The sequence below is a fragment of the uncultured Maricaulis sp. genome, from assembly GCF_963975345.1.
In the GTDB taxonomy this organism is placed as follows: domain Bacteria; phylum Pseudomonadota; class Alphaproteobacteria; order Caulobacterales; family Maricaulaceae; genus Maricaulis.
In genome coordinates this window covers 92,194-112,327 of record NZ_CAXBGE010000005.1, presented here as the reverse complement: position 1 = coordinate 112,327, position 20,134 = coordinate 92,194, and the positions used below count along the sequence as shown (strand labels likewise).

Genomic DNA, 20,134 nt, shown 5'->3' with positions numbered 1-20,134 from the left:
AGTGTTGTGATGGAAATGCGCGAATCAAAATTCGGCTTGGGCGATATCGTCCGCCATCGTCTCTACCCGTTCCGCGGCGTGGTGATCGATGTCGATGCCGAATTTTCCAACACCGAAGAATGGTATGAGGCGATCCCGGCGGAAGTCCGTCCCGACCGCGATCAGCCCTTTTATCACTTGCTGGCCGAGAATGAGGACAGCTATTACGGCGCCTATGTCTCAGAGCAAAACCTGCTGCCGGACGCCGAAAATGGCCCGATCAGCCACCCGCAAATCGACGAGGCGTTCGAGGCTTTTGACGGCACCCGCTATATCCTCAAACCCCTGCCGCAAGCGTCAAATTAACCCCGCATAAACCATGCCGGCAACCGCTTGCAGCGTCGTGCGGCGTCAGCGGGCATTTGGCCCGAGGCTTGCTCTCATTTCGGGATAGAGCCGGATTGATACATCCGGCACAGGCGATCCAGGGTGAGTTGATGACTGACAACCGGAATATGGGAATCGATACGCTACGCGGGCTCGCCTGCGTGTTGCTGGTGGCCTTTCACGTCATCGGCGAAGCGCCGACCCATGGTTTGCGGCTGGATTGGGATCACCCCTTCGCGCTGTTCTCGGCTGTGTTTTTCCATCTGCGCATGCCGCTGTTCGCGATGCTGTCAGGCTTCGTCTATGGCTATCGCCCGATCCGTCGCGGTGAAGGCGGCAAATTCCTGACCGCCAAGGGCCGCCGCCTGCTCCTGCCCTATCTGTTCGCGGCAACCACCTTTGCGGTCGTCAATACCGTGCTCGGCGGCGCCTATGCGGTCGCACCGGCAGAGTTCTGGCAGGTCTATGTCGAGCCCTATGCGCATTTCTGGTTTTTGCATTCCATCCTGACGATTTTCCTGATCATCGCCGCGCTCGACTGGATCTGGCCACGCGCCCCGCTACAGGTCGCGATCGGCTTCCTCGTTGTGAGTTCAGCCCTGTTCCTGACGCCGTTTGGCGAAGGCATCGAATTTTTCTCCTTCTTCCACACGCCATATCTGGCACCCTTCTTCGCGCTTGGCCTGATGATCAACCGGATGGAATTGGCCAAGGTGGGACAATTGCCGCGCCAGCTGGTCTCGATCACGCTGGTCGGCGGCCTGGCGATCCTGTTGGCGATCCATGCCTGGTTCGTGCTGAGTGATCCGGGCCATGAGCTGCTGCGCCGCGATTTCGTCGCGCTGGGTCTGGGCCTGTGCTTCTCCGGCGCGCTGATCATGCACCGCTTCACGATCACGCCACTGGCCTGGCTGGGACAGTATTCCTTCTCGATCTATCTCTACCATATGTTCGGGGCGCTCGGCCTGCAGATGGTCTATAATTTCATCGGCTTGCCCAACGCCTCCATCGGCCTCGCGCTCGGCATGATTGCCGGCCTCGGTGCGCCCGTGGTGTTCCAGATGCTGACGATGCGAGTAGGCGGTTTCGCGCCGGCTCTGGCGCTGGGACTGAAATCACCCAGGCGGCCCGGTTCACAACCAACCGGCCTGCCACGCCCTGCCAGCGCGATCTGACGGCGCAGGCCACGGACGCGGATTACAGACACGAAAAAGGCCAGGACCGTCACCGGTTCTGGCCTGTTTCATTGAACCCTGGAGCGTCAGGCGTCAGGCCTTGACGACTTCCTGCTCGATTGCCCCGAAAATCGAATGCCCGTCAGCATCCTTCATCGTGATGCGGACGGTATCGCCGTATTTCATGAAGGGCGTGGAAGGTTTGCCATTCTGGATCGTCTCGATCATGCGGATCTCGGCGATGCAGGAATAGCCGACGCCGCCTTCAGAGATCGGCTTGCCCGGTCCACCATCGAGCTTGTTGGACACCGTGCCCGAGCCGACAATCGTGCCAGCGGTGAGCGGGCGCGTCTTGGCGAGATGGGCAATCAATTGCCCGAAATCGAAGGTCATATCGGTGCTGCACTCGGCCTTACCGAACAGCTCGCCATTATATTTGACCAGCAATTCGCCCTGCAACTTCTTGCCGTCCCACGCCTTGCCGAGCTCGTCCGGCGTCACGGCGACCGGGGAAAAGGCACTCGGCGGCTTGGACTGGAAAAAGCCAAACCCCTTGGCCAGTTCGCCCGGGATCAGGCCGCGCAGCGACACGTCATTGACCAGCATCACCAGCCGGATCGCCTTGGCGGCCACATCGGGTGAGCAGCCGGCGGGCGCATCGCCGGTGATGACCGCGACCTCGCCCTCCATGTCACAGCCCCAAGCCTCGTTACCGAGCGGGATATCTGCGCGCGGAGCGAGGAAAGCGTCAGAGCCGCCTTGGTACATTAGCGGGTCGGTCCAGAAGGTCGCCGGCATTTCCGCATTGCGGGCCTTGCGCACCAATTCGACGTGATTGACGTAGGCCGAGCCATCGGCCCACTGAAACGCGCGTGGCAGAGGCGAAAGCGCCTCGCGCTCGTGGAAGCGTTCCGATGGCACCGTCCCGCGCACAAGCTGATCGGCCAGCGACCGCAAGGCCGGCTCGCAGCGCTCCCAATCGTCGAGCGCCGCCTGCAGGGTCGGCGCGATCAGGCTGGCATCAGTGCACCAGGCCAAATCCTTCGATACAACAACAAGCTTTCCGTCGCGATGACCGTTTTTGAGCGAGGCGAGTTTCATGTGCGTTGACTTCCCGTGTTGTGATTTTCAGAGGCGTGCCTGCGGCCAGTGTGGCGCAAGCGTGATCAGTTCGCCAGCAAAGGATGCGGCATCGCCCCGGCGTGCGGCGAGGCCGGAAACAGCCCGTAACTCCACTCAATAATCGCATCGAGCGCCGGCCCGATTGCGGCCGCAGTCTGTATCGCCTCGTCGGCGCGGCGCTTCGCGCTGTGGCTCTGGGTCGGGTCCTTGGAATCCTGACCAAGAATCGGACCTTCAACGGTGGCGCGGGCATGCTCACCGCCAAGGCCAAGGCCGAGAAACTGATCGACCGCGACCAGACCTGCCTCAGGCGTCTGCAGGAAGCGGTCCCCATCGAGCGAGGCGTAATGCTCGGGCCCGCCGGCGCGGGCGGCATCAAGGAAGCCGGCAATCTGCATGTGCCAGACCAGGGCCGCGATCTGAAGATCGGAGAGTTTGAACAAATCGCGCGGATCGGTGCGGGCGATGGCATGGCCGTCCATCGCGAAAATCGTAAACAACTGCCGCGCAAACGCCCGCCCCGCTTCACCCTTTTTGGCGATCGAGAGCAGGAAGGCGCGGATGTCGGAATAGAGCAGCAAATGACGTGCGTCGGGCAGCAGCGCCGCCACATCGCCGATCAGATTATTGACCGTATTGGTCGGCTTGATCGTCACATGTTCGCGTCGCACGAAAGGGCGCGCCATGAGGGACAGCACGGGGCCAAGCTCGCGCTGCAAGGTAGCCTCGCCCTGCGTGCGCTTCATATTGGCCAAGCTCATCAACGCGGCCGGCTCGCGCAGGCTGAGATTGGTGCCCGGCTTGTCGAGACAGCGCGCCAGCAGGGTCGAGCAGCAAAACGCGGTGTGCCAGATAAAGCGCGGCGGCCGCTTGGGCAGCGCCAGTGCCGCAAAATCACTGACGGGCCGGGAAACCTGCTCGGCTCCGGATCGGTCCCAGCGTTCATCAAGGAAAGCCTGATCGGCCAGCGTCTTGCGGCTCACACGGGTCAATCGCAGCGCGTGGGCATTGGCGTCATGTGCGTCGGGAAACCAGGCCGGATCGGCGGTAATTTGCGGCGATTTGGTCACAGCATCCGCCCTCCCGGTCCGGTCCTGACAAGGCTGGATAATGGCCTCCCTGTGATCAGGGTTCCACCGGCTCGAACACACCGTCCGAATTCATCCATTCGAGAATCCCCGTCGCAATCGAGAAACGCGCGCCATGCAATTGCATGCCGCGTGACTGAACGGCTTCGCTGACGAAGTCGAACTGCTTCAAGCGCTCGACCGAATGTTGCACGGCCAGCAGCTCCATATGATCACAGACCGTCTCCAGACCGGCATCGCCGATTTTCGCCACGACCTGTTCGCGCGCTGATTCCAGCGGCTGCAGCCACGGGCCGAGGAAAGTGCTTTCCAGCTTGTCCAGCCCCCTGGCACAGGCCTCGATGCCACCACACATGCCATGCCCCATCACGACAACATTTTTGATGGCCAAACGCTTGACCGCGAATTCAAGCGCTGCCGAAACGCCATGCCGACCGCCGTCCAGATCGATCTGCGGCACGAGATTGGCGACATTGCGAACCACAAACAGATCGCCCGGCCGCGCTCCGAAAATATGCACCGGATCGACGCGGCTGTCGGAACAGGCGATCACCAAAGTGTGCGGGCTCTGGCCGTGGCTCAATTCCTGGTAAAGTGAGTTTTGCGCCTTGTAGTCTGTGGCCCGAAACCGGCGGTAACCGGCAACGAGTTCTTCGGGGGGTTCTGGGGTCATCGGTCCTCATCTCGGCTCTGCGCTCCGCCAGACGCGAAACTTGCGGCGCGCGCCACGCAGGGCGAAAGCGACTCTGCGGACGGCACGAACCGATCTTCTAGGCTCATCTTCGCGCCATTTAAAGGCAGCGATCTGCGCAAAAAAAAGGGCCGGAGCGATGGCTCCGGCCCAATAAATGCGGCTAGCGGTATTGGAGCCCGGGAGGGAGAACCAAGTCTAGGCGCATTGTGCGAGCGAGAGATTCGCCCGGACTTCGTCTTCGCCCGCCGCCAGGACAGCGGCAGCATTGAAATCGGTGACGGCGGCGGCGTGATCACCCGCCAGCCAATGAGCGGCGCCGCGATTATTGATGGCGCGCCAAGCGGTTGGCGTCAATTCGGCGGCGGCGTCACAAGCTAGCACGGCTTCGGCAAACTCGCCCGTCGCGGCGTAGGCGTAACAAAGATTGGTCAGGGCAGCGGTGCGCTGGCTCGGGGCGGCGCCGGATGCGGCGACTTCGCGGCCAAAATGAATGGCCTGGCGCCATTCACTGCGGGTCACCGCATTGTATTGGGCCCGGATGGAACCATTGGCGGTTCGGTGGGCGGCGAATTGCGGCTCCGTGTCGCAGGTCTGAGCTTGGGCACCGACAGTCACTCCGCCGAGAAGGGCGGTGGCGAGGATCAGGGATCGGATCATTGGAAACTCCATTGGTGAACAACGTTCAATTTGGGAACAAAGTTATTCGAATGGAATTGACGAAATCAGGATCATAGATATACGTATTTGAATGGAAGATTGGTCCGACTACCTCGTATGCCTCGCCATCGCCGAAGCCGGCAGCCTGACGGCTGCTGCGCATCAGCTTGGCGTCAGCCAGCCCACCGTGACGCGCCGCTTGCAGGCGCTGGAGCAGCGCTTCGGTGAGCCCCTGTTCGAACGCGAGAACGGGCAATCACAATTGACGCAGCTGGGCCAGAAAGTCGTCGCCCACGCCTCGCGCATGCGTGAGGAAGCCTCGGCCATCGAACGCGCCGTTGTCGCCCAGGACCAATCCCTGTCGGGCCTGGTGGTCATCTCCGCGTCCGAGGGGATTGGCGCCGACTGGCTACCGCGGGCCTTGGCCAGTTTTCACCACAAGAATCCCGGCATCGGTATCGAGATCTCGATCAAGAACCATCCGGCCAATCTCGCGGATCGCGAGGCCGATATCGCGCTGCGTTGGAACGGACCAGGAAGCCAGCAGAGTCTGATCGGCCGGCGCGGCACCACGGTCGGCGCCGGTCTCTATGCCTCCAAGGCCTATCTGGAAAAGAAGGGCTATCCGGCCCAGGTCGAGGAACTCGCCGACCACACCTGTGTCGGTTGGTCGATGGGCGATTATTTCGGCTGGCCGAGCACGCAAGAAGGTTCACCCGTCGTGCCGAGCCATATCGCCTTTCGCGCCAGCAGCCCCGCCACCCATGTGCGCGGGCTTGAAGCGGGATATGGCATTGGCGTCACCTCGCACCGGCTGGCGCGGCAACACCACCAGCTCGAGCGCATCTTGCCCGACTTCAGTTCATCGCTCGACCTGTGGGTAGTGGCGCATGAGACGGTGCGCAAGAGCGCGCGCATCCGCGCCGCCTTCGACCACATCATCGACCAAATGACCGCCGACACCGCCTATTTCACGCGCGGTGAAGCCTCGGTGCTGTGAAGGGCGCAGCCCCAGTCCGAGGGTCACAGCCCACAGCGGCTATTCCTCATCACCATAAATCGCCACCAGCGGCTCGCCGCCAGCGGTGAGGCGCGCGCGATACATGCCCGGCGTATTGAAACTCCAGGCGATATCGCCGGTGGGTGTCAGCGCAATAATGCCGCCATCGCCGCCCATAGCGGTCAATTCATCCTGGATCACCCGGTCGGCGGCCGCCTGCAGGCCAAGCCCTTCGAACTCGACCAGGGCGCAGATCCGGCTCGCGACCGTCAGGCGGATGAAATACTCGCCCGTCCCCGTCGCGGAGACGCCGCAGGATGCATTATTGGCATAGGTGCCCGCGCCCAGGATCGGGCTGTCGCCGACGCGGCCCCAACGCTTGGCTGTCGTACCGCCGGTTGAGGTGCCCGCCGCAATATTGCCGGCGGTGTCGAGCGCAACGACACCGACCGTGCCGAAACGATGCTCCCGGGAATCGCGCAGCAAAGCGCCCTCATCGACCGGCTGTGGATCGGGTGCGCCCTCAGGGCGGGCCGGGATATCGAGGCCGAGACGTCCAAGCTCGTGCTCCATCGACACCCAGCGGCGCTCGGTGAAGAAGAAAGCCGGATCGACAATTTCCAGCCCCTGCTCGGCAGCAAAGGTTTCGGCGCCTTCGCCCTGCAGCATCACGTGTGGGGAATGCTCCATCACCGCGCGCGCCAGAGAAATCGGGTGACGCACCGTGCTGACCCCCGCGACCGCGCCGGCATTGAGGTCGCTGCCATCCATGATCGAGGAATCCAGCTCATTGCGACCAGCGGCAGTGAAGACCGCGCCACGTCCGGCATTGAACATCGGATTGTCTTCAAAGGCGCGAATGATCGCCTCGATGGCATCAACGGATGTGCCACCCGATTCGAGCACATCAGCGCCGATTTCCAGCGCGCGTGTCATTGCCGCGCGATAGGCTGCATCGGTTTCTGGCGTCATCGCACCGCGTTCGATCACGCCTGCCCCACCATGGACAACCAAGGCCCAGCGCGGCGTATCATCCGCCATGGCGCCCGGCGTCAGCATAATGGCGACCATCGCCGCGATCAGAACATCCCGCATCAAATCAATCCTCCCGATTTGGGTCGAGCTTTGCCCTGATCGGTCTGACACGCAAGGGCCAGCGGCCAAGTTAGCCGCCAACCATTGTCGAGCACAGAGGCCGTATGCCCTGCAGGCTCGGGCGGGGCCGCAACCAGCTCGCGCCGCCAAAATACAATTGCACGCCCTGCACGACCCACGTGCCCTGGCACCAGATCTGTTGATATGAGCCGGTACACTCGCCAGTCTGTGCCGTCACATAGGCGCCGGCGCCGGTATAGAAGCGCACAGCAACAATCCGGCTGTCGACGATGCAGGCGCCAACACCGTGCACCATTTCACCCAGCCCCAGCACAGCCACGCCTGACCGCGCGACCTGACGTCCGGTGACGCGGCTTGAGCAGAAACGGGCCGTGCGCGGCGGCGCACCGCGAAAGAAGGCGCGAACCTGACACAGGCGTCCGTCGAGCGGCGTCAATTGCAGCGCGTACAGGCTCTCCCCGTTTTTGCTCAACAGGGTTTTGCTGTCGCGGGTCTGCATGCCGAGCAACATGGAGGGCTCGCTCTCACCTGCGGATGCGGCAAGGCTGACGGCGAGCAGAATTGTGGCGACAATCACGGGGCAACTCCAAAGTCGGGCTCAAGAGGTGGCAGCATAACCACTCACCCTGCCCCGGTCGCCTGCCGCCCGATCACAAGCGCGTGCGCCGGCATCAGCTCCCCATCCGGATCCGCACCCGGGCCCGCGAACGCCGCCCCGCCTGATCAACAACTTCGACCAGATAGAAGCCGGGCCCGTTCGGATACCAGACCGCGTCGCCGACCGCATTGCGCCCCACCGGCTCGCCGTCGGCATACCAATTGACCGCGCTCTGTCCCTGCGCCGCCAGCACGAAACCGCGCCCGCTTCGCTCGGCCCAGACTTCCGACCCATCCGGCGGGAACAGGATTTGCGGCGCCGGATCGAGCTGGAAACGCGCCATCGTGACCGGTGCCGGCGGCAATTCACGCTCGTCGCGGTCAGGCTGGGCCTGCGAGGGCTCCAGGCTCTCGATCAGGTCGAACACGCGAAACAAGAGCGGCAAGGCGCCTTCGCGGCCGGTAATGCCCTCGCGCGGCACGCCATCGGCCCGCCCTGTCCAGACCACGACCGTATAGCGGCCCGCCACCCCGGCGGACCAGGCATCGCGAAAACCATAGGAGGTGCCCGTCTTGAAGGCGATTTCCGGGGCTGCTGTCGTCAAGGTTGCCGGCATGCGGCCGCCCGGATGCGGCGCGCGGCGCAATATGGTGAGGATTTCCTGTGCCGACTCAGCGCTGACCAGGCCATAGCCCGACCCGTCTTCGACCTCATCCTCACCCTCAAACCAGCGCAGGGGTCTGGCCCGGCCACCATCGCCCAGCGCGGAGTACAGGATCGCCAATTGCCGCACGCTCAGCCCGGCGCCGCCCAGCGCCACGGCCAACCCGTCATCACGGCCTGCACCGTGTGGACGCTCCGGCCGTGCGCCGGCAAAGCCGAGCGCGGCGGAAAAGCGCCGCGCGCCAACATCGTCGAGCGTGGTCACCGCGGGGATATTGAGCGAGTGCTGCAGCGCTTCAGTGATGGTGACATCACCGCGAAACCGGCGATCGAAATTATCTGGCTGATAGCCGGCAAAACGACGCGGCAAATCGGCGATACGGGTTTGCGGCGCTGCCAGACCGTCATCGAACGCCATCGCATAAATGAAGGGCTTCAAGGTCGAGCCCGGCGAGCGTGGCCGCGTCGTCAGATCGATCCAGCCACCGGGCCGCTCGCGCCCGGCCGAGCCGACAGCGGCGCGCACAGCGCGGCTCTGCGTCTCCACCACCATGACCGCGATCTGGGCATTTGGATCGCCCATCGGCAGATTATCACGCACCTGTTGTTCCAGCGCCCGCTGCAGGCCGGCATCAAGCGTCGTCACCAGGTCGGTGCGGCCGGGATTGTGCCGCGCCAGCGTCTCGGCGACCTGCCAGGCGTCGGCCGGGAAAGCGCGACGCTGCGGTGCCGGGTCGAGCGTGGCGTCGGCCTGAGCGGTCGGGCGAGCGAGACCGACGCGGGCGAGGCGGTCGAGGACACGGCCGCGCGCTGCGATGGCCGCTTGCGGATGACGGTCAGGCCGGCGCGCCTCGGGCGATTGCGGCAGCGCGATCAGCAGCGCGATCTGCTCAATGGTCAGCGCATCGGGTTCGCGCCCGAAATAGGCCCAGGACGCCGCCCTCACCCCCTCCAGATTGCCGCCATAGGGCGCCAGGGTGAGGTAAAGCTCGAGGATCTCGCGCTTGCTGAAATGCAGTTCCAGCTGCAGCGCCCGCGCCATTTGCAGGACTTTGGCGCTGTAGGTGCGCGGCCGTGGCTCCAGCAGGCGAGCCACCTGCATGGTCAGGGTCGAGGCACCGGAGACGATACGCCCGGCCCGCAAACCCTCCCAAGCGGCCCGCACGACAGCGCCGGCATCGACCCCGATATGCTGGTAGAAGCGCGAATCCTCGTAGGCCAGTAGCGCGGCGATAAAATCCGGATCGATCTGGTCGAGATCGGCCGCCAACCGCCAGCGCCCTTCCCCGACAGGGAAGGCACGCAACAATTCGCCATCGCGGTCACGCACCAATTGCGAGCGCGCCTGGGCCGCCTCAAGCGGGACCGGGAAAATCTGGTCGAGCGCGAGCAGCAGAGCCAGCCCCGCCAGGGCGCCGGCAATCACCCAATATATCCGACCCAGGCCGAGCATGATTTAGCCGCGCGGCCGGATGACAATCTGGCCGGTCTCGGAGCGTGCGAACACGTCGGGCCGGTACATGTCTTCGATCACCGCGCCCGGCAAGGTGTATTGCCCTGGTGTCACGGCGCGGACGATATAGGCGAGATGAGCCGGACGTCCGGTCCGCAGATCGATTGCCGCCACGAAGCGGTCATCGCGCGCTTCGGCAATGCGTGGATCATGGATCGTGCCGAGCCAGGCATGGACGCCGTTCGGGCCGGCATCCTCGGGACGGATGATCGCCTCGATTTCCAGACCCGCTGGCAGAAGATCGACCAGGATGGCGGGAATGGTGCGCTGCTCGCTCGGGATCATCTCAATATCGATGATCAGCCGGTCGCCCTGGACCAGCTTGGTGAGATCGACCGACGTGCCATCCATCGCCCGAATCCGCTTGGAGATCACCACCTGTTCCGACACCGCTGCCGGCGCTTGCAGGGTTTCTCCATGCGCGATCTGGGTGACCCAAACCGGATTGGCACCGCGATTGACAAAACCGGTTGTGCCGGTCAAATCGCCCGGCGTCAGCGTGAAGTCCCGCTGGCCCGGTGTGGCATCGCCCGCACCGGTTTCAATCTCCAGCGCATCGGTACCCGCCGACAGGGCCTGTGCGGCCAGCAGAAGGAAGGCCTTCTCCTGGGTCGTCAACCGGCCCGGCTCGGGCAGTTCCCGAGCGACACGCTCGGCCAGACGGCCAACCAGCTCGCTCTCGCCCGCTTCGGCCGCCAGGGCCAGAACGCCGGCGAGATCGCGCCGGGCGGTCTGATACCAGTCGCCCGGATTGGAATAACCCAGGGCCGCTTCCGCTTGCAGGAAAGCACTATGCGAGCGGGCCCGGTCGCCGATCAGGAACAGAGCCGCGCCGATCTGGGCCCGCGCCAGCGGGCTGGCAATCTCGGCCAGCCGCTCATCATGCATATAGCGCAGACGTGAGCGGTCAGCCCGGTCAGCACGCGCCAGGACGTAGAGTGCGTAGGCTGCACTGCGGTCTGACAGACGTTGATTGGTGTCGCTCTGACCGACCCAACGATAAACGCTGGGATCATAACCCGAGGCGCGCCACAGCTCCTGCGAAGCGACATGTTCGAGCGCAGCATAGGCCCGCTCCATCGCTGCATCGGGAACCGTGTAGCCCGCCGTTTTGGCGCGGGCGAGGAAGTCGACGGCATAGGCACCCAGCCATGGTGTCGCGCTGCGATCACCGACCCGCCACAATCCGATCGTGCCATCTGCAGCCTCACGGCTCAGCAAGGTCGAGATCGCATCCTGGATCTGGACCCGAGCCTGGTCGAACCCGTCCGTGCCGGACAATGCCGCCAGGTCCTGGGCGTAGAGGAGTGGCAGAGCGCGGCTGGTGATCTGTTCTGTGCAGCCATAGGGATAGCGGCTGAGTGAGCGCAGCAGGGCGTTCTGATCCAGCGGCGTCGCCGAGAAACTGACCGAGACTTCACTGGACCCAGGCAGGAAGGCCGCCAGCGCCGTGCTGTCGAGCGACCAGCTGGCGCCCGGCTCGACACGTCCGCGCAGAACTTCTGAAGACGGCAACCAGGCGGAGCGCACTTCGATTGGATAGCTGCGCGAGACGGCAAAACCGGCCGGGCCATCGACACTCAATCCCACATTACCAATACCGCTATCGGTGCCGCTGACAGGATAACGCCGGTCGATTCGGGCACCGCTGGCCAGTTCGATCCGGTCTTCGCTGTCGGCATTGACGGCGCCGGAAGCATTGATCGCGGCGGCATAGACGCCGGGCGCGCCTTCGACATTGTCGATGGTCAGCGTCGTCATGCTGGAATCGCCGGGCGCCAGGAAGCGCGGCAGGATCAGTTCGGCGGGCACTTCATCGCGCACAGTCAGCGGCTGGGACGCCTCGCCCAGCCCGCTTCCCGACCAGGCAACCGCCATCAGACGCAATTCGCCATTGAAGTCGGGAATATCGAGCGTCACGGTCGCATGGCCGGCACGGTCGAACGCGACCGGGCCCGAGAAGAGCGCGACAGTACGCGTTGGCACGACGGTCAGGCCGGCGCCGCCGATCTGGTCGCCGCCGGTGCGCACAGCCGCAGCTGCCCCCTGATTGGGATCGAGCAGGCGGCCATAATCGTCAAGCAGATCAACCGCCAGCGATGAGCGTCCGAAATACCAGCCGACCGGATCGGGTGATTGGAAGCGGGTCAGGGCCAGAATGCCCTCATCGACCGCCGCCACCGTCACCCAGGCACCGGCACGAACCGGGCCGGTCGCGGTGATCGCAATATCGAGCGGCTGACGTGGACGCGCCAGTTCGGGCGCATCGAGGGTGAGGCCAAGCTCGCGATGGCCGGTATCGACAGCGAGATAGGTCACACCGACGGCGCGGCGTGGACGCGGCTGGGCCACCGGATCACGCGGCGTGAAGACGGAGACCATGGCATAGGCACCTGCGCCCCATTCCTCGGAAACGCGGAAGCTGACTTCGGCGCCCTCCTCCGGCACGGAGACCGATTGCGTCGCGAGAACATGATCGCTGGCGATCACAATTTCGGCTTCACCGGCATAGGGCGGCAAAATACTGATCGTCGCCATCTGGCCCACGGCAACAGGCTCATCGGGTCCGGCGAGGCGAACACGGTCCGGCGCGTCATCGCCGGTCGAAGAGGTTCGGCCCCAGCCGACCCAGAAATGCGAACTGGCGGAGACGCCGCTGTCGGGATCGGTGACGACGAGTTGGTAATCGCCCCATTCCAGCGCCGCGATATCGATCCGCGACACAGCCTCGGCCGACAGGGCGGACACCCCCTCCTCGACGACAACGGAATTCTGGGTCCGGCGCCAGCGCCAGACATCACCTTCGGTGCGGTACCAGTCGTAATTCCAGTCGACGCGGATGACCTGCCACTCGACCCGGGCCTCGCGCAGCGCGCCGGACGGCGTCAGGCCGACAATGTCGAATGCGGCGGCGCTATTATTGCCGAGCCGGCCTTCGAACTGGGCGTCGAGACCGATATAGAGCTCACGCGGACGATAGGGAATGCGCACATCATCGGCGACCGGGCGACCGCCCGGCTCAATCGCGGAAATGACGGTGCGGATGCGCAACGGCGTACTGGTGCCCTCACCCTCGCCCTGCGGATCAATCTGCAACACGGCATGGCCAGCACCATCAGCAATCGTGTCCTGCAGCGCTCGGCTGGTTTCGCGGACAGTCTCGTCATACCGGCCAAAAGAGAAACGGGCATAATCGGGGAAGGGATTGGGATCGGGTTCGATCCGGATCGTGCCTTCAACCGGCAGACCAGCCCCGGGGGCCCCGTAGAGGAAGCGGACATTGGCTTCGACATTGCGGGTCTCGCCAGCCAGCATCGGTGCCGTACTGTCGGCATCGAGCGTCATCGCGATGCGTTGCGGCACGAAATCCTCAACCGAAAAACGCGTCTGGGCGATCAGGCCATAGCCGTCGAGCATGGCATCAATGCGCCATTCACCGCGCGCCGAAGCCCGTGCCAGATCATAATCCCAGAACACGGTGCCGCCGATGGGCGCGCCTTCAAAGCGCTCGCGCGCCGCTTCAATCCCGTTCGGGCCGTAAAGGACCAGATCGCCGGAGCGGCTGGAGATCGAAACCGCTTGGGCATCGCGCATCATCGCGGCGATACGCACCTGCTCGCCGGGACGGTAGATGCCGCGGTCGAGATAGAAATAGCCATCGGCGCCATCGGGGCGGGTCCGGCCGGCAATGTCCTGGCCGCTCAGATCGACCGGATTGCGCTGCAGATCGAGCACGGCGAAATCATTTTGCGGGCCATAGGCGGTGAGCAGGCGCGGCGTATTGCCGTCCTCGCCCCGCATCAATGGTCCGGCAAAACGGGCGCGGCCATCGGCATCGGTCGTGGTTGTGCCGAGAATTTCATTGCTGCGCGCTACCAGTTCGACGCGCACGCCGGCGACCGGCTGGGCCGTCTGCAGCGAGCGCACGACATAATCAATCCCGTCGCGGCCACGATAGGCGGTCAGCGCCAGATCGGTGATCACCAGCCAGCGGCTCGAGCGCGCCGGAACGTGATAATCATCCTCGGCTTCGGCATCGTCGCTGACCTGGATGTAATAGGCGCCCGGGCGCAGCCGCCCGATGGTCTCCGCCAGCGGGAAGACGGTGGTCACGGGTGAATTAAGAGTGCCAGCCGTGTCCATCTTGCCCTGCCACAGCCGTTCGGCGACCGGGAATGGGCTCTCATCCTGATCCTGCCAGTCATATTCGTCGAACCCGGCAGTAAAGCCCGAGGTGATCGAGCGGAAAGCCAGCGCGCGATCAGTGACGCGCCAGACCGTGACTTCGACGGTCTCAACATTGACGGTCTCGATGGCCAAGCCATCGGCTTCGAGCCGGGGCAGAATGACGCCATCACCGGCAATGCCGACATAGGCGGGCCGGTCACCAAAATCGATTTCGATCTGTTCGTCGGTCCGCAGGCCCCGGCCGTCGGCGGAGGGGAAGCCCGCGCGTAAGGTGACCGACTGGCCGTCGCCAAAGGCGAGCCCACCGAGACAGAGCGATTGCCCGCTGACCGCCATCGCGACGGGGCGCGCTGGCTCCAGCGCGACATAGGGCTCGTAATCGGATTGCGGGTCGAGCGGCGCGGTGAAGCCCAGGCAGAGGCGCGGCGCATCGCCTTCGACATCGATTTGATAGCGCAGGAAGGCAAAATCAGATGAGGTTTCGGTGACGGCGCGCGCCGCATCAGCCGGGCGTGTTTCCAGCGATGGCCCCTGCACATCCGTGTCCGGTGCCGAGCAACCGATCAGACCTGCAGCCAGAACCAGGGCCGCAGCCCCCAAGCGCCAATTCAACATGCCGACATCCCCCCATTTTCACTATCGGGCAGCATAGAGAAACTGCGCGACCTTGGCACGCAAAATTCGGATTTTGGGGAATTTTTCGCCCGCGACACAATGGACTAGCCGGCATCGATAGCGCAATGCACAGCGCCCGGCTCGTCGCCACGAGCCCGGAAGCTGGTGGGCCGGCGGCGCAATAAACTTAAATTATGTGTGGCATCACCGGGCGAACCATTGAAGCATGTCGAATTGGGATCGGGGAGAGTACAACATCATGATCACACTGCAGGAAGTCAGGCGCGATGCGCCCTGGAGCTGGCTCAAGGCTGGCTGGGCCGACATGATGCGCGCCCGGCGCGTCAGCCTGAGCTATGGCCTGATTTTCGTCGGCATCGGCGCCCTGATCACAGGCGGTCTGTGGCTGCTCGGGCTCGGGGCCATCGCACCTGTCGCGCTGAGCGGTTTCGCCCTGATCGCACCGGCGCTGGCGATCGGCATCTACCAGGTCAGCCGCGCGCTGGAGCGCGGTGAGGTGCCACGCTTTCGCGTCATCATCTCGCGCTTTCCCGACCGGATTACCCAGATCGCCTTTCTCTCGCTGCTGCTGCTCCTGCTGTTGATGGCCTGGGTCGAAATCTCGCAATTCCTGCACGTCATCATCGCCCCCGACAGCCCGCTCACCCCCGGTGCCTTTCTGGAATTCTCCCTGTCAGACCCGGCCGGGATAACCCTGCTCGTGATCGGCGCGATCATCGGCTCCGTGCTGGCCGGTTTCGCCTTCTCCATCTCGGCGATCGCTTTCCCGATGCTGGTTGACCAGGATATCGATGCGGTGACCGCGCTGGTTGCCAGCGTCACAGCGGTGCGGCGTCAGCCCTTCGTGATGCTGACCTGGGCTTGGCTGATCGGCTTCATGACCGTGGCCGGAACCGCCTTCTTCCTGATCGGGCTGGCGGTGGTCTTCCCCTGGCTCGCGCATGCAAGCTGGTATGCCTACAAGGATTTCGCGCCGCTGCCATCGTCGTCGGCGTCCTCGTCATCGTCCTCAGCCAGCACCGCCTGAGGGCGCGGCGGCAAGGGCTTGTCGTCATCCATCAGAATGCGCTCGCCGGCGCCATCAAGATCATCGAACTGACCTGATTTGAGGCTCCACAAGAAGCCAACCAGTCCGAGAAATCCCAGACCGAGCGCAAGCGGTATCAGCCAGATCAAAGCGGTCATCGGCGGGCCAGCCTCAAAGCGTTGAGCGTCACCAGGATTGACGAGCCCGACATCGCGATTGCGGCGATCAGCGGCGTCACCATGCCCATCACCGCGAGCGGTACGGCGATCATGTTATAGCCCGCCGCCAGGGTGAAATTCTCCAACACGCGGCGCTTGGCCGCCCGCGAGATATCCAGCGCGACCAGGCACCCGGCCAGCTTGTTGCCCTGAAGCACGAAATCCGCCGCCGCTTGGGAAATCTCCGCCGCTGCCGCCAGCGAAACCGAGGCATCGGCGCTCGCCAGGGCTGGTGCGTCATTAATGCCGTCACCGATCATCAGCACGCTGCGGCCGTCCGCCTTGAGCGCCTCGATACGGGCGATTTTCTGTTGCGGTTTCAGTTCGGCCGTCCAGGCGTCAATCCCCAGCTCGGCGGCGATCAGGCCAACCGGACCGGTCCGGTCGCCCGAGAGCAATTCGATCTGACAGCCGCGTTGACGCAGGCCGTCTATCGTCTCACGCGCATCGCTGCGCAGCCGATCCTGGAAGCGAAACCGTACCGGATCGCCCTCATCGATGACCAACCAGGCCTCCGAATGCGGATCGCTCGCCGCCTCGATCCCGAGCCAGCGTGCAGACCCAAAGCGCAGGCGCATGCCGTCCTCAACACACTCCAGTCCGCCGCCCGGCGTCTCGTGCACATCGCTGGCAGCCGGACCCATGCCGGCCGCATCGGCAACGGCCCGCGACAAGGGGTGACGGCTGGTGCGGGCCAGGCGCGCGGCGAGCTCGAGTGTGCCGTCAGGCAGAGCCTCCGGCTCGACCAGACGGGGGCGGCCTTCGGTCAAGGTGCCGGTCTTGTCGACCACAACCGTATCGATCTTGGCCATGCGTTCGAGGGCATCACCGGATTTGACCAGCACGCCGGCCTTGAACAGACGTCCGGAGGCGACGACCTGGACAGCCGGCACGGCCAGCCCCAGCGCACAGGGACAGGTGATGATCAAAACGGCGATGGCATTGACGATGGCGGTGCGCGGATCGCCGGCCAACACGAACCAGCCGATCAGGGTTGCCAGGGCGAGTGAATGCACCAGCGGCACGTAGAGCCGCGCCGCCTGATCAGCGAGGCGGACAAATCGGGAGCGGCTTTGCTCACCGGCCTCGACCATGCGGGTAATCTCGGAAAGCAGGGAATTATCGCGGTCGGCGCTGGCGCGCACCACCAGCTTGCCGTCCAGATTGAGCATGCCGGAAAACACCTGAACGCCCGGCCGCGCCTCGACCGGTGCCGTCTCGCCGCTGACCAGGGACGCGTCCAGTGCGCCCTCGCCTTCGACAATCACCGCATCGACCGGAACGCGGTCACCAGCCGCCAAAACAAGCGCATCGCCGGCGCGGACATCGCGTGCCGCGACAGAATCAAGCGCACCGTCGCTGCGCAGACGATTGGCGGTCGTCGCCTGCATCGCCGCCAGCCCTCGCGCCGCCTGACCGGCCTTGGCGCGCAAACGCATGTCGAGGAAGCGCCCGATCAGCAGGAAGAAAAGCAACATCACGGCAGCGTCATAATAAGTGTCGCCATGCCCGATGACGGTCTCATAGACCGACAGTCCACTGGCGAGCAGCACGCCGAGCGAAATCGGCACATCCATATTGACATGGCGATTTTTCAACACCGACCAGGCGGAGCGGAAGAAGGGCTGACCGGCATAGGCCACAGCGGGCAACACGATCAGGGCCGAGATGCGGTGCATCAGGGCCTGCATCGCCACGCTCATCTCCTGCCCGCCGGACCAGACCGCGATCGAGAGCAGCATCACATTCGCCATCGCGAAACCGGCGACGGCCAGGGCCCGCAGCAGGCGGCGCTCGTCCTCCTTGTGGGGATCGCTATCGCGCTCCGGTTCGTAAGGCGTGGCCGGATAGCCAATCTTGCCCAATGTCGCGACAAAGCCGCGCGCTGCAGCGGCGTCGCCGCGCCAGACCAGGGCCAGACGCCCGGTGGAGAGGTTCAACCGCGCGGTTTCGACCCGCTCATCGGCCAGCATGCCCGACTCGATGCGGGCGATGCAGCCGGCACAGCTGGCGCCGCGTACCAGAAGGTCGAGATGCGAACGGCCATCAATCCGGCGCACGAAGGCTTGCGGGTCGGCCTGACCTGCAACGGGATCGAACCCAACAGCGCTCAGGGTAGCCACAATTCGTATTCCACCTCAAACGGCGCATCGCCGTCATTGATCGCCCGCACCCGCCAGCGGCCGCTCGCGTCACAGTCCAGTGACGCCCGATAAATGCCGGGCCGATCTGCGGCAAAGGTGAGCGGGCAGTCCTGCATTGAGTCGGGGTGCACCATCGAGCCCGTCAGGGCCAGGCCGGAGACCGGCGTGCCTTCGGCATCGAGCACTTCGAGCAACAAGGCATCATCGGCAGCGTTGAACCGGGCCGTCCAGCCCAGCTCGGCCTGGGCCCGGCGGCGCTCAATCGTGTCATTGTAATTAATGCCCTGAACATAGGAGTGCGGCACATCCTCGCCGGGAAAGGTCGTCAGGGCGAGCGTGATGAAGGTGGCATTGACGCCGATGGTGACGCCAAAAAACATCAGGATCATCACCAGCACATGCCAGCCGCGCAGCGGGTTGAGGAAGGTTTTCATTCTGCGAGCCCCGTTACCAAAACCGACCGCGTCTGCGCGCTCTCGCCGGTCGCCGGATCAAGCACGCGGAACATGATGTCCTCACGTGGCACGTCGACGGCGCCGGGCGGCAGGGTCAGATAGACAACGAAATCGCGCGTCCGGTCGGCCTCGATATTCATCCGCATCGGAGTCTCGTCCGCAGCACCAAGCAAGCGGACAATCAGGGCCGGATCGCCCTCGACAACCAGTTCGAGTGCGCGCGGCGCATTGCTCTTATTGACCACCTTGATCGTGTAGCCATTGCGGATCGCGCCATCGGACAGGCGGACATAATTGGGATTGCGATCACGCGAAGCATTGAGCTCAAGCTCGGTGCGATTGAGCAGGCCGGCCAGCATCACGGCCGCGACCAGAACCAAGGCCACGGCATAGACCAACGTACGGACACGCACGAAGCGATAGCGCGGCTTCTCGCCTGCCACGAAGCGGTCGATATTGTCGTCCGTCTCATAGGCAATCAGCCCGGTCGGACGATCAACCTTCAGCATTACGTCATCGCAGGCATCAATGCACAGGGCGCACTGGATACATTCCAGCTGGGCGCCGTCACGGATATCAATCCCCATCGGGCAGACGGCGACGCACTGCATGCAATCGATACAATCGCCCCGGTCATCCCAGCTGTCGCCCTTCTTGTGGGCACCGCGCGTTTCGCCGCGATCTATCCGGTAGGTGACATTGAGGGCTTCGCGGTCGGTCATCGCCGCCTGGATACGAGGCCAGGGACACATATAGATGCACACCTGCTCGCGCATCGTGCCGGCGAAAATATAAGTCGTGAAGGTCAGGCCGGCGAAAAACAGATAGGCGGAGATCTCGGCCTGGCCGGTGAAGAAATTACCGACGGTGTCATAGGCATCGTGAAAGTACAGAATCCAGGCCCCGCCCGTCAGCCCGGCAATGACCAGCCAAACGGCGTGCTTGCCACTCTTGCGCCAGGCCTTGTTGAAACTCCAGGGCGCCCGGTCGAGCTTGATACGGGCATTGCGGTCACCCTCAAAGGCGCGCTCGACCATGATGAAGAGATCGGTCCACACGGTCTGCGGACAGGCATAGCCGCACCAGACACGGCCAAACAGGGCCGTCACCAAAAACAGCGCCAGCGCTGCGAGGATCAGCAGTCCGGTGACGTAGTAAATCTCCTGCGGCCAGATTTCGATGAAGAAGAAATAGAAACGCCGGCCGGCGAAATCGATCAGCACTGCCTGGTCGGGGGCATCCACGCCGCGATCCCAGCGCAGGAAGGGCACGAGATAATAGACCGACAGCGAGACAGCCATCACCATCCATTTGGCGAAACGGAACTTGCCGTGCGCCAGCTTGGGGTAAATCGGCTCACGCTTCTTGTAGAGCTCGCGCTCGTCAGCGGCATTGACCGCCTTGGCTCTCGACCGGGTGATCCCGGGTGCCGCCATGCTGCGTTTTTGGCTCTCAGACATGGCGGAGTTCAATC

At 64.0% G+C, this 20,134-nt stretch carries 16 protein-coding genes; 4 read left to right on the top strand and 12 right to left on the bottom strand.

Annotated features, from left to right (window positions below):
- Positions 1–15: 15 nt before the first annotated feature.
- Entirely contained in the window at positions 16–345 is a 330-nt protein-coding gene (gene hspQ / locus AAC029_RS06840) for a heat shock protein HspQ (RefSeq protein WP_339745511.1), read from the top strand.
- 131 nt (positions 346–476) lie between these two features.
- A complete protein-coding gene (locus AAC029_RS06835; RefSeq protein ID WP_339745507.1) occupies positions 477–1,541 on the top strand; it encodes an acyltransferase in 1,065 nt (354 codons plus the stop codon).
- Positions 1,542–1,634: 93 nt separating this feature from the next.
- Here AAC029_RS06835 and AAC029_RS06830 read toward each other — a convergent pair whose 3' ends face one another.
- From AAC029_RS06830 to AAC029_RS06815, 4 genes are all read right to left on the bottom strand, one after another.
- Positions 1,635–2,642 (bottom strand): fumarylacetoacetate hydrolase family protein, encoded by a 1,008-nt coding sequence (locus AAC029_RS06830; RefSeq protein WP_339745504.1) that lies wholly within the window; start codon positions 2,640–2,642, stop codon positions 1,635–1,637.
- 65 nt (positions 2,643–2,707) lie between these two features.
- On the bottom strand, positions 2,708–3,733 hold the full coding sequence (locus AAC029_RS06825) for a hypothetical protein (protein WP_339745501.1): 1,026 nt from the start codon (positions 3,731–3,733) through the stop codon (positions 2,708–2,710).
- A 55-nt stretch (positions 3,734–3,788) separates the two neighbouring features.
- The gene (locus AAC029_RS06820) at positions 3,789–4,424 is read right to left on the bottom strand and encodes a carbonic anhydrase (RefSeq protein ID WP_339745498.1); all 636 of its coding nucleotides are present in this window, start codon (positions 4,422–4,424) and stop codon (positions 3,789–3,791) included.
- A gap of 216 nt (positions 4,425–4,640) precedes the next feature.
- Positions 4,641–5,102 (bottom strand): hypothetical protein, encoded by a 462-nt coding sequence (locus AAC029_RS06815; protein WP_339745496.1) that lies wholly within the window; start codon positions 5,100–5,102, stop codon positions 4,641–4,643.
- Between the two features lie 91 nt (positions 5,103–5,193).
- On the opposite strand from AAC029_RS06815, the gene AAC029_RS06810 reads away from it, so the two are divergent.
- The gene (locus tag AAC029_RS06810; protein WP_339745494.1) at positions 5,194–6,102 is read left to right on the top strand and encodes a LysR family transcriptional regulator; all 909 of its coding nucleotides are present in this window, start codon (positions 5,194–5,196) and stop codon (positions 6,100–6,102) included.
- Between the two features lie 39 nt (positions 6,103–6,141).
- On the opposite strand, the gene AAC029_RS06805 is transcribed toward AAC029_RS06810, so the two are convergent.
- From AAC029_RS06805 to AAC029_RS06790, 4 genes are all read right to left on the bottom strand, one after another.
- A complete protein-coding gene (locus AAC029_RS06805) occupies positions 6,142–7,197 on the bottom strand; it encodes an isoaspartyl peptidase/L-asparaginase (RefSeq protein WP_339745491.1) in 1,056 nt (351 codons plus the stop codon).
- Between the two features lie 70 nt (positions 7,198–7,267).
- Entirely contained in the window at positions 7,268–7,795 is a 528-nt protein-coding gene (locus AAC029_RS06800; protein WP_339745488.1) for a hypothetical protein, read from the bottom strand.
- A gap of 94 nt (positions 7,796–7,889) precedes the next feature.
- Positions 7,890–9,932 carry a penicillin-binding protein 1C gene (pbpC, locus tag AAC029_RS06795; protein ID WP_339745485.1) on the bottom strand — a complete coding sequence of 681 codons (2,043 nt, stop codon included), beginning with the start codon at positions 9,930–9,932 and terminating at the stop codon, positions 7,890–7,892.
- Positions 9,933–9,935: 3 nt separating this feature from the next.
- Positions 9,936–14,795 carry an alpha-2-macroglobulin gene (locus tag AAC029_RS06790; protein ID WP_339745483.1) on the bottom strand — a complete coding sequence of 1,620 codons (4,860 nt, stop codon included), beginning with the start codon at positions 14,793–14,795 and terminating at the stop codon, positions 9,936–9,938.
- Positions 14,796–15,054: 259 nt separating this feature from the next.
- Between AAC029_RS06790 and AAC029_RS06785 the strand changes: the two genes are divergently transcribed.
- Positions 15,055–15,843: a DUF2189 domain-containing protein gene (locus tag AAC029_RS06785; RefSeq protein WP_339745480.1), complete on the top strand. Its 789-nt coding sequence runs from the start codon at positions 15,055–15,057 to the stop codon at positions 15,841–15,843.
- Here the strand turns inward: AAC029_RS06785 and ccoS are convergent.
- The 4 genes from ccoS to ccoG are packed head-to-tail and all read right to left on the bottom strand — an operon-like array spanning position 15,774 to position 20,120.
- Positions 15,774–16,001, bottom strand: coding sequence for a cbb3-type cytochrome oxidase assembly protein CcoS (ccoS, locus tag AAC029_RS06780; RefSeq protein WP_339745478.1), 228 nt, complete (start codon positions 15,999–16,001; stop codon positions 15,774–15,776). The two genes, AAC029_RS06785 and ccoS, sit on opposite strands and share 70 nt — an antisense overlap.
- The gene (locus AAC029_RS06775) at positions 15,998–18,184 is read right to left on the bottom strand and encodes a heavy metal translocating P-type ATPase (protein WP_339745475.1); all 2,187 of its coding nucleotides are present in this window, start codon (positions 18,182–18,184) and stop codon (positions 15,998–16,000) included. Before AAC029_RS06775 ends, ccoS begins: the two co-directional genes overlap by 4 nt.
- On the bottom strand, positions 18,172–18,639 hold the full coding sequence (locus tag AAC029_RS06770; protein WP_339745473.1) for a FixH family protein: 468 nt from the start codon (positions 18,637–18,639) through the stop codon (positions 18,172–18,174). Before AAC029_RS06770 ends, AAC029_RS06775 begins: the two co-directional genes overlap by 13 nt.
- On the bottom strand, positions 18,636–20,120 hold the full coding sequence (gene ccoG, locus AAC029_RS06765) for a cytochrome c oxidase accessory protein CcoG (RefSeq protein ID WP_339745471.1): 1,485 nt from the start codon (positions 20,118–20,120) through the stop codon (positions 18,636–18,638). The genes AAC029_RS06770 and ccoG overlap by 4 nt, the downstream gene beginning before the upstream one ends.
- Positions 20,121–20,134: the final 14 nt, after the last annotated feature.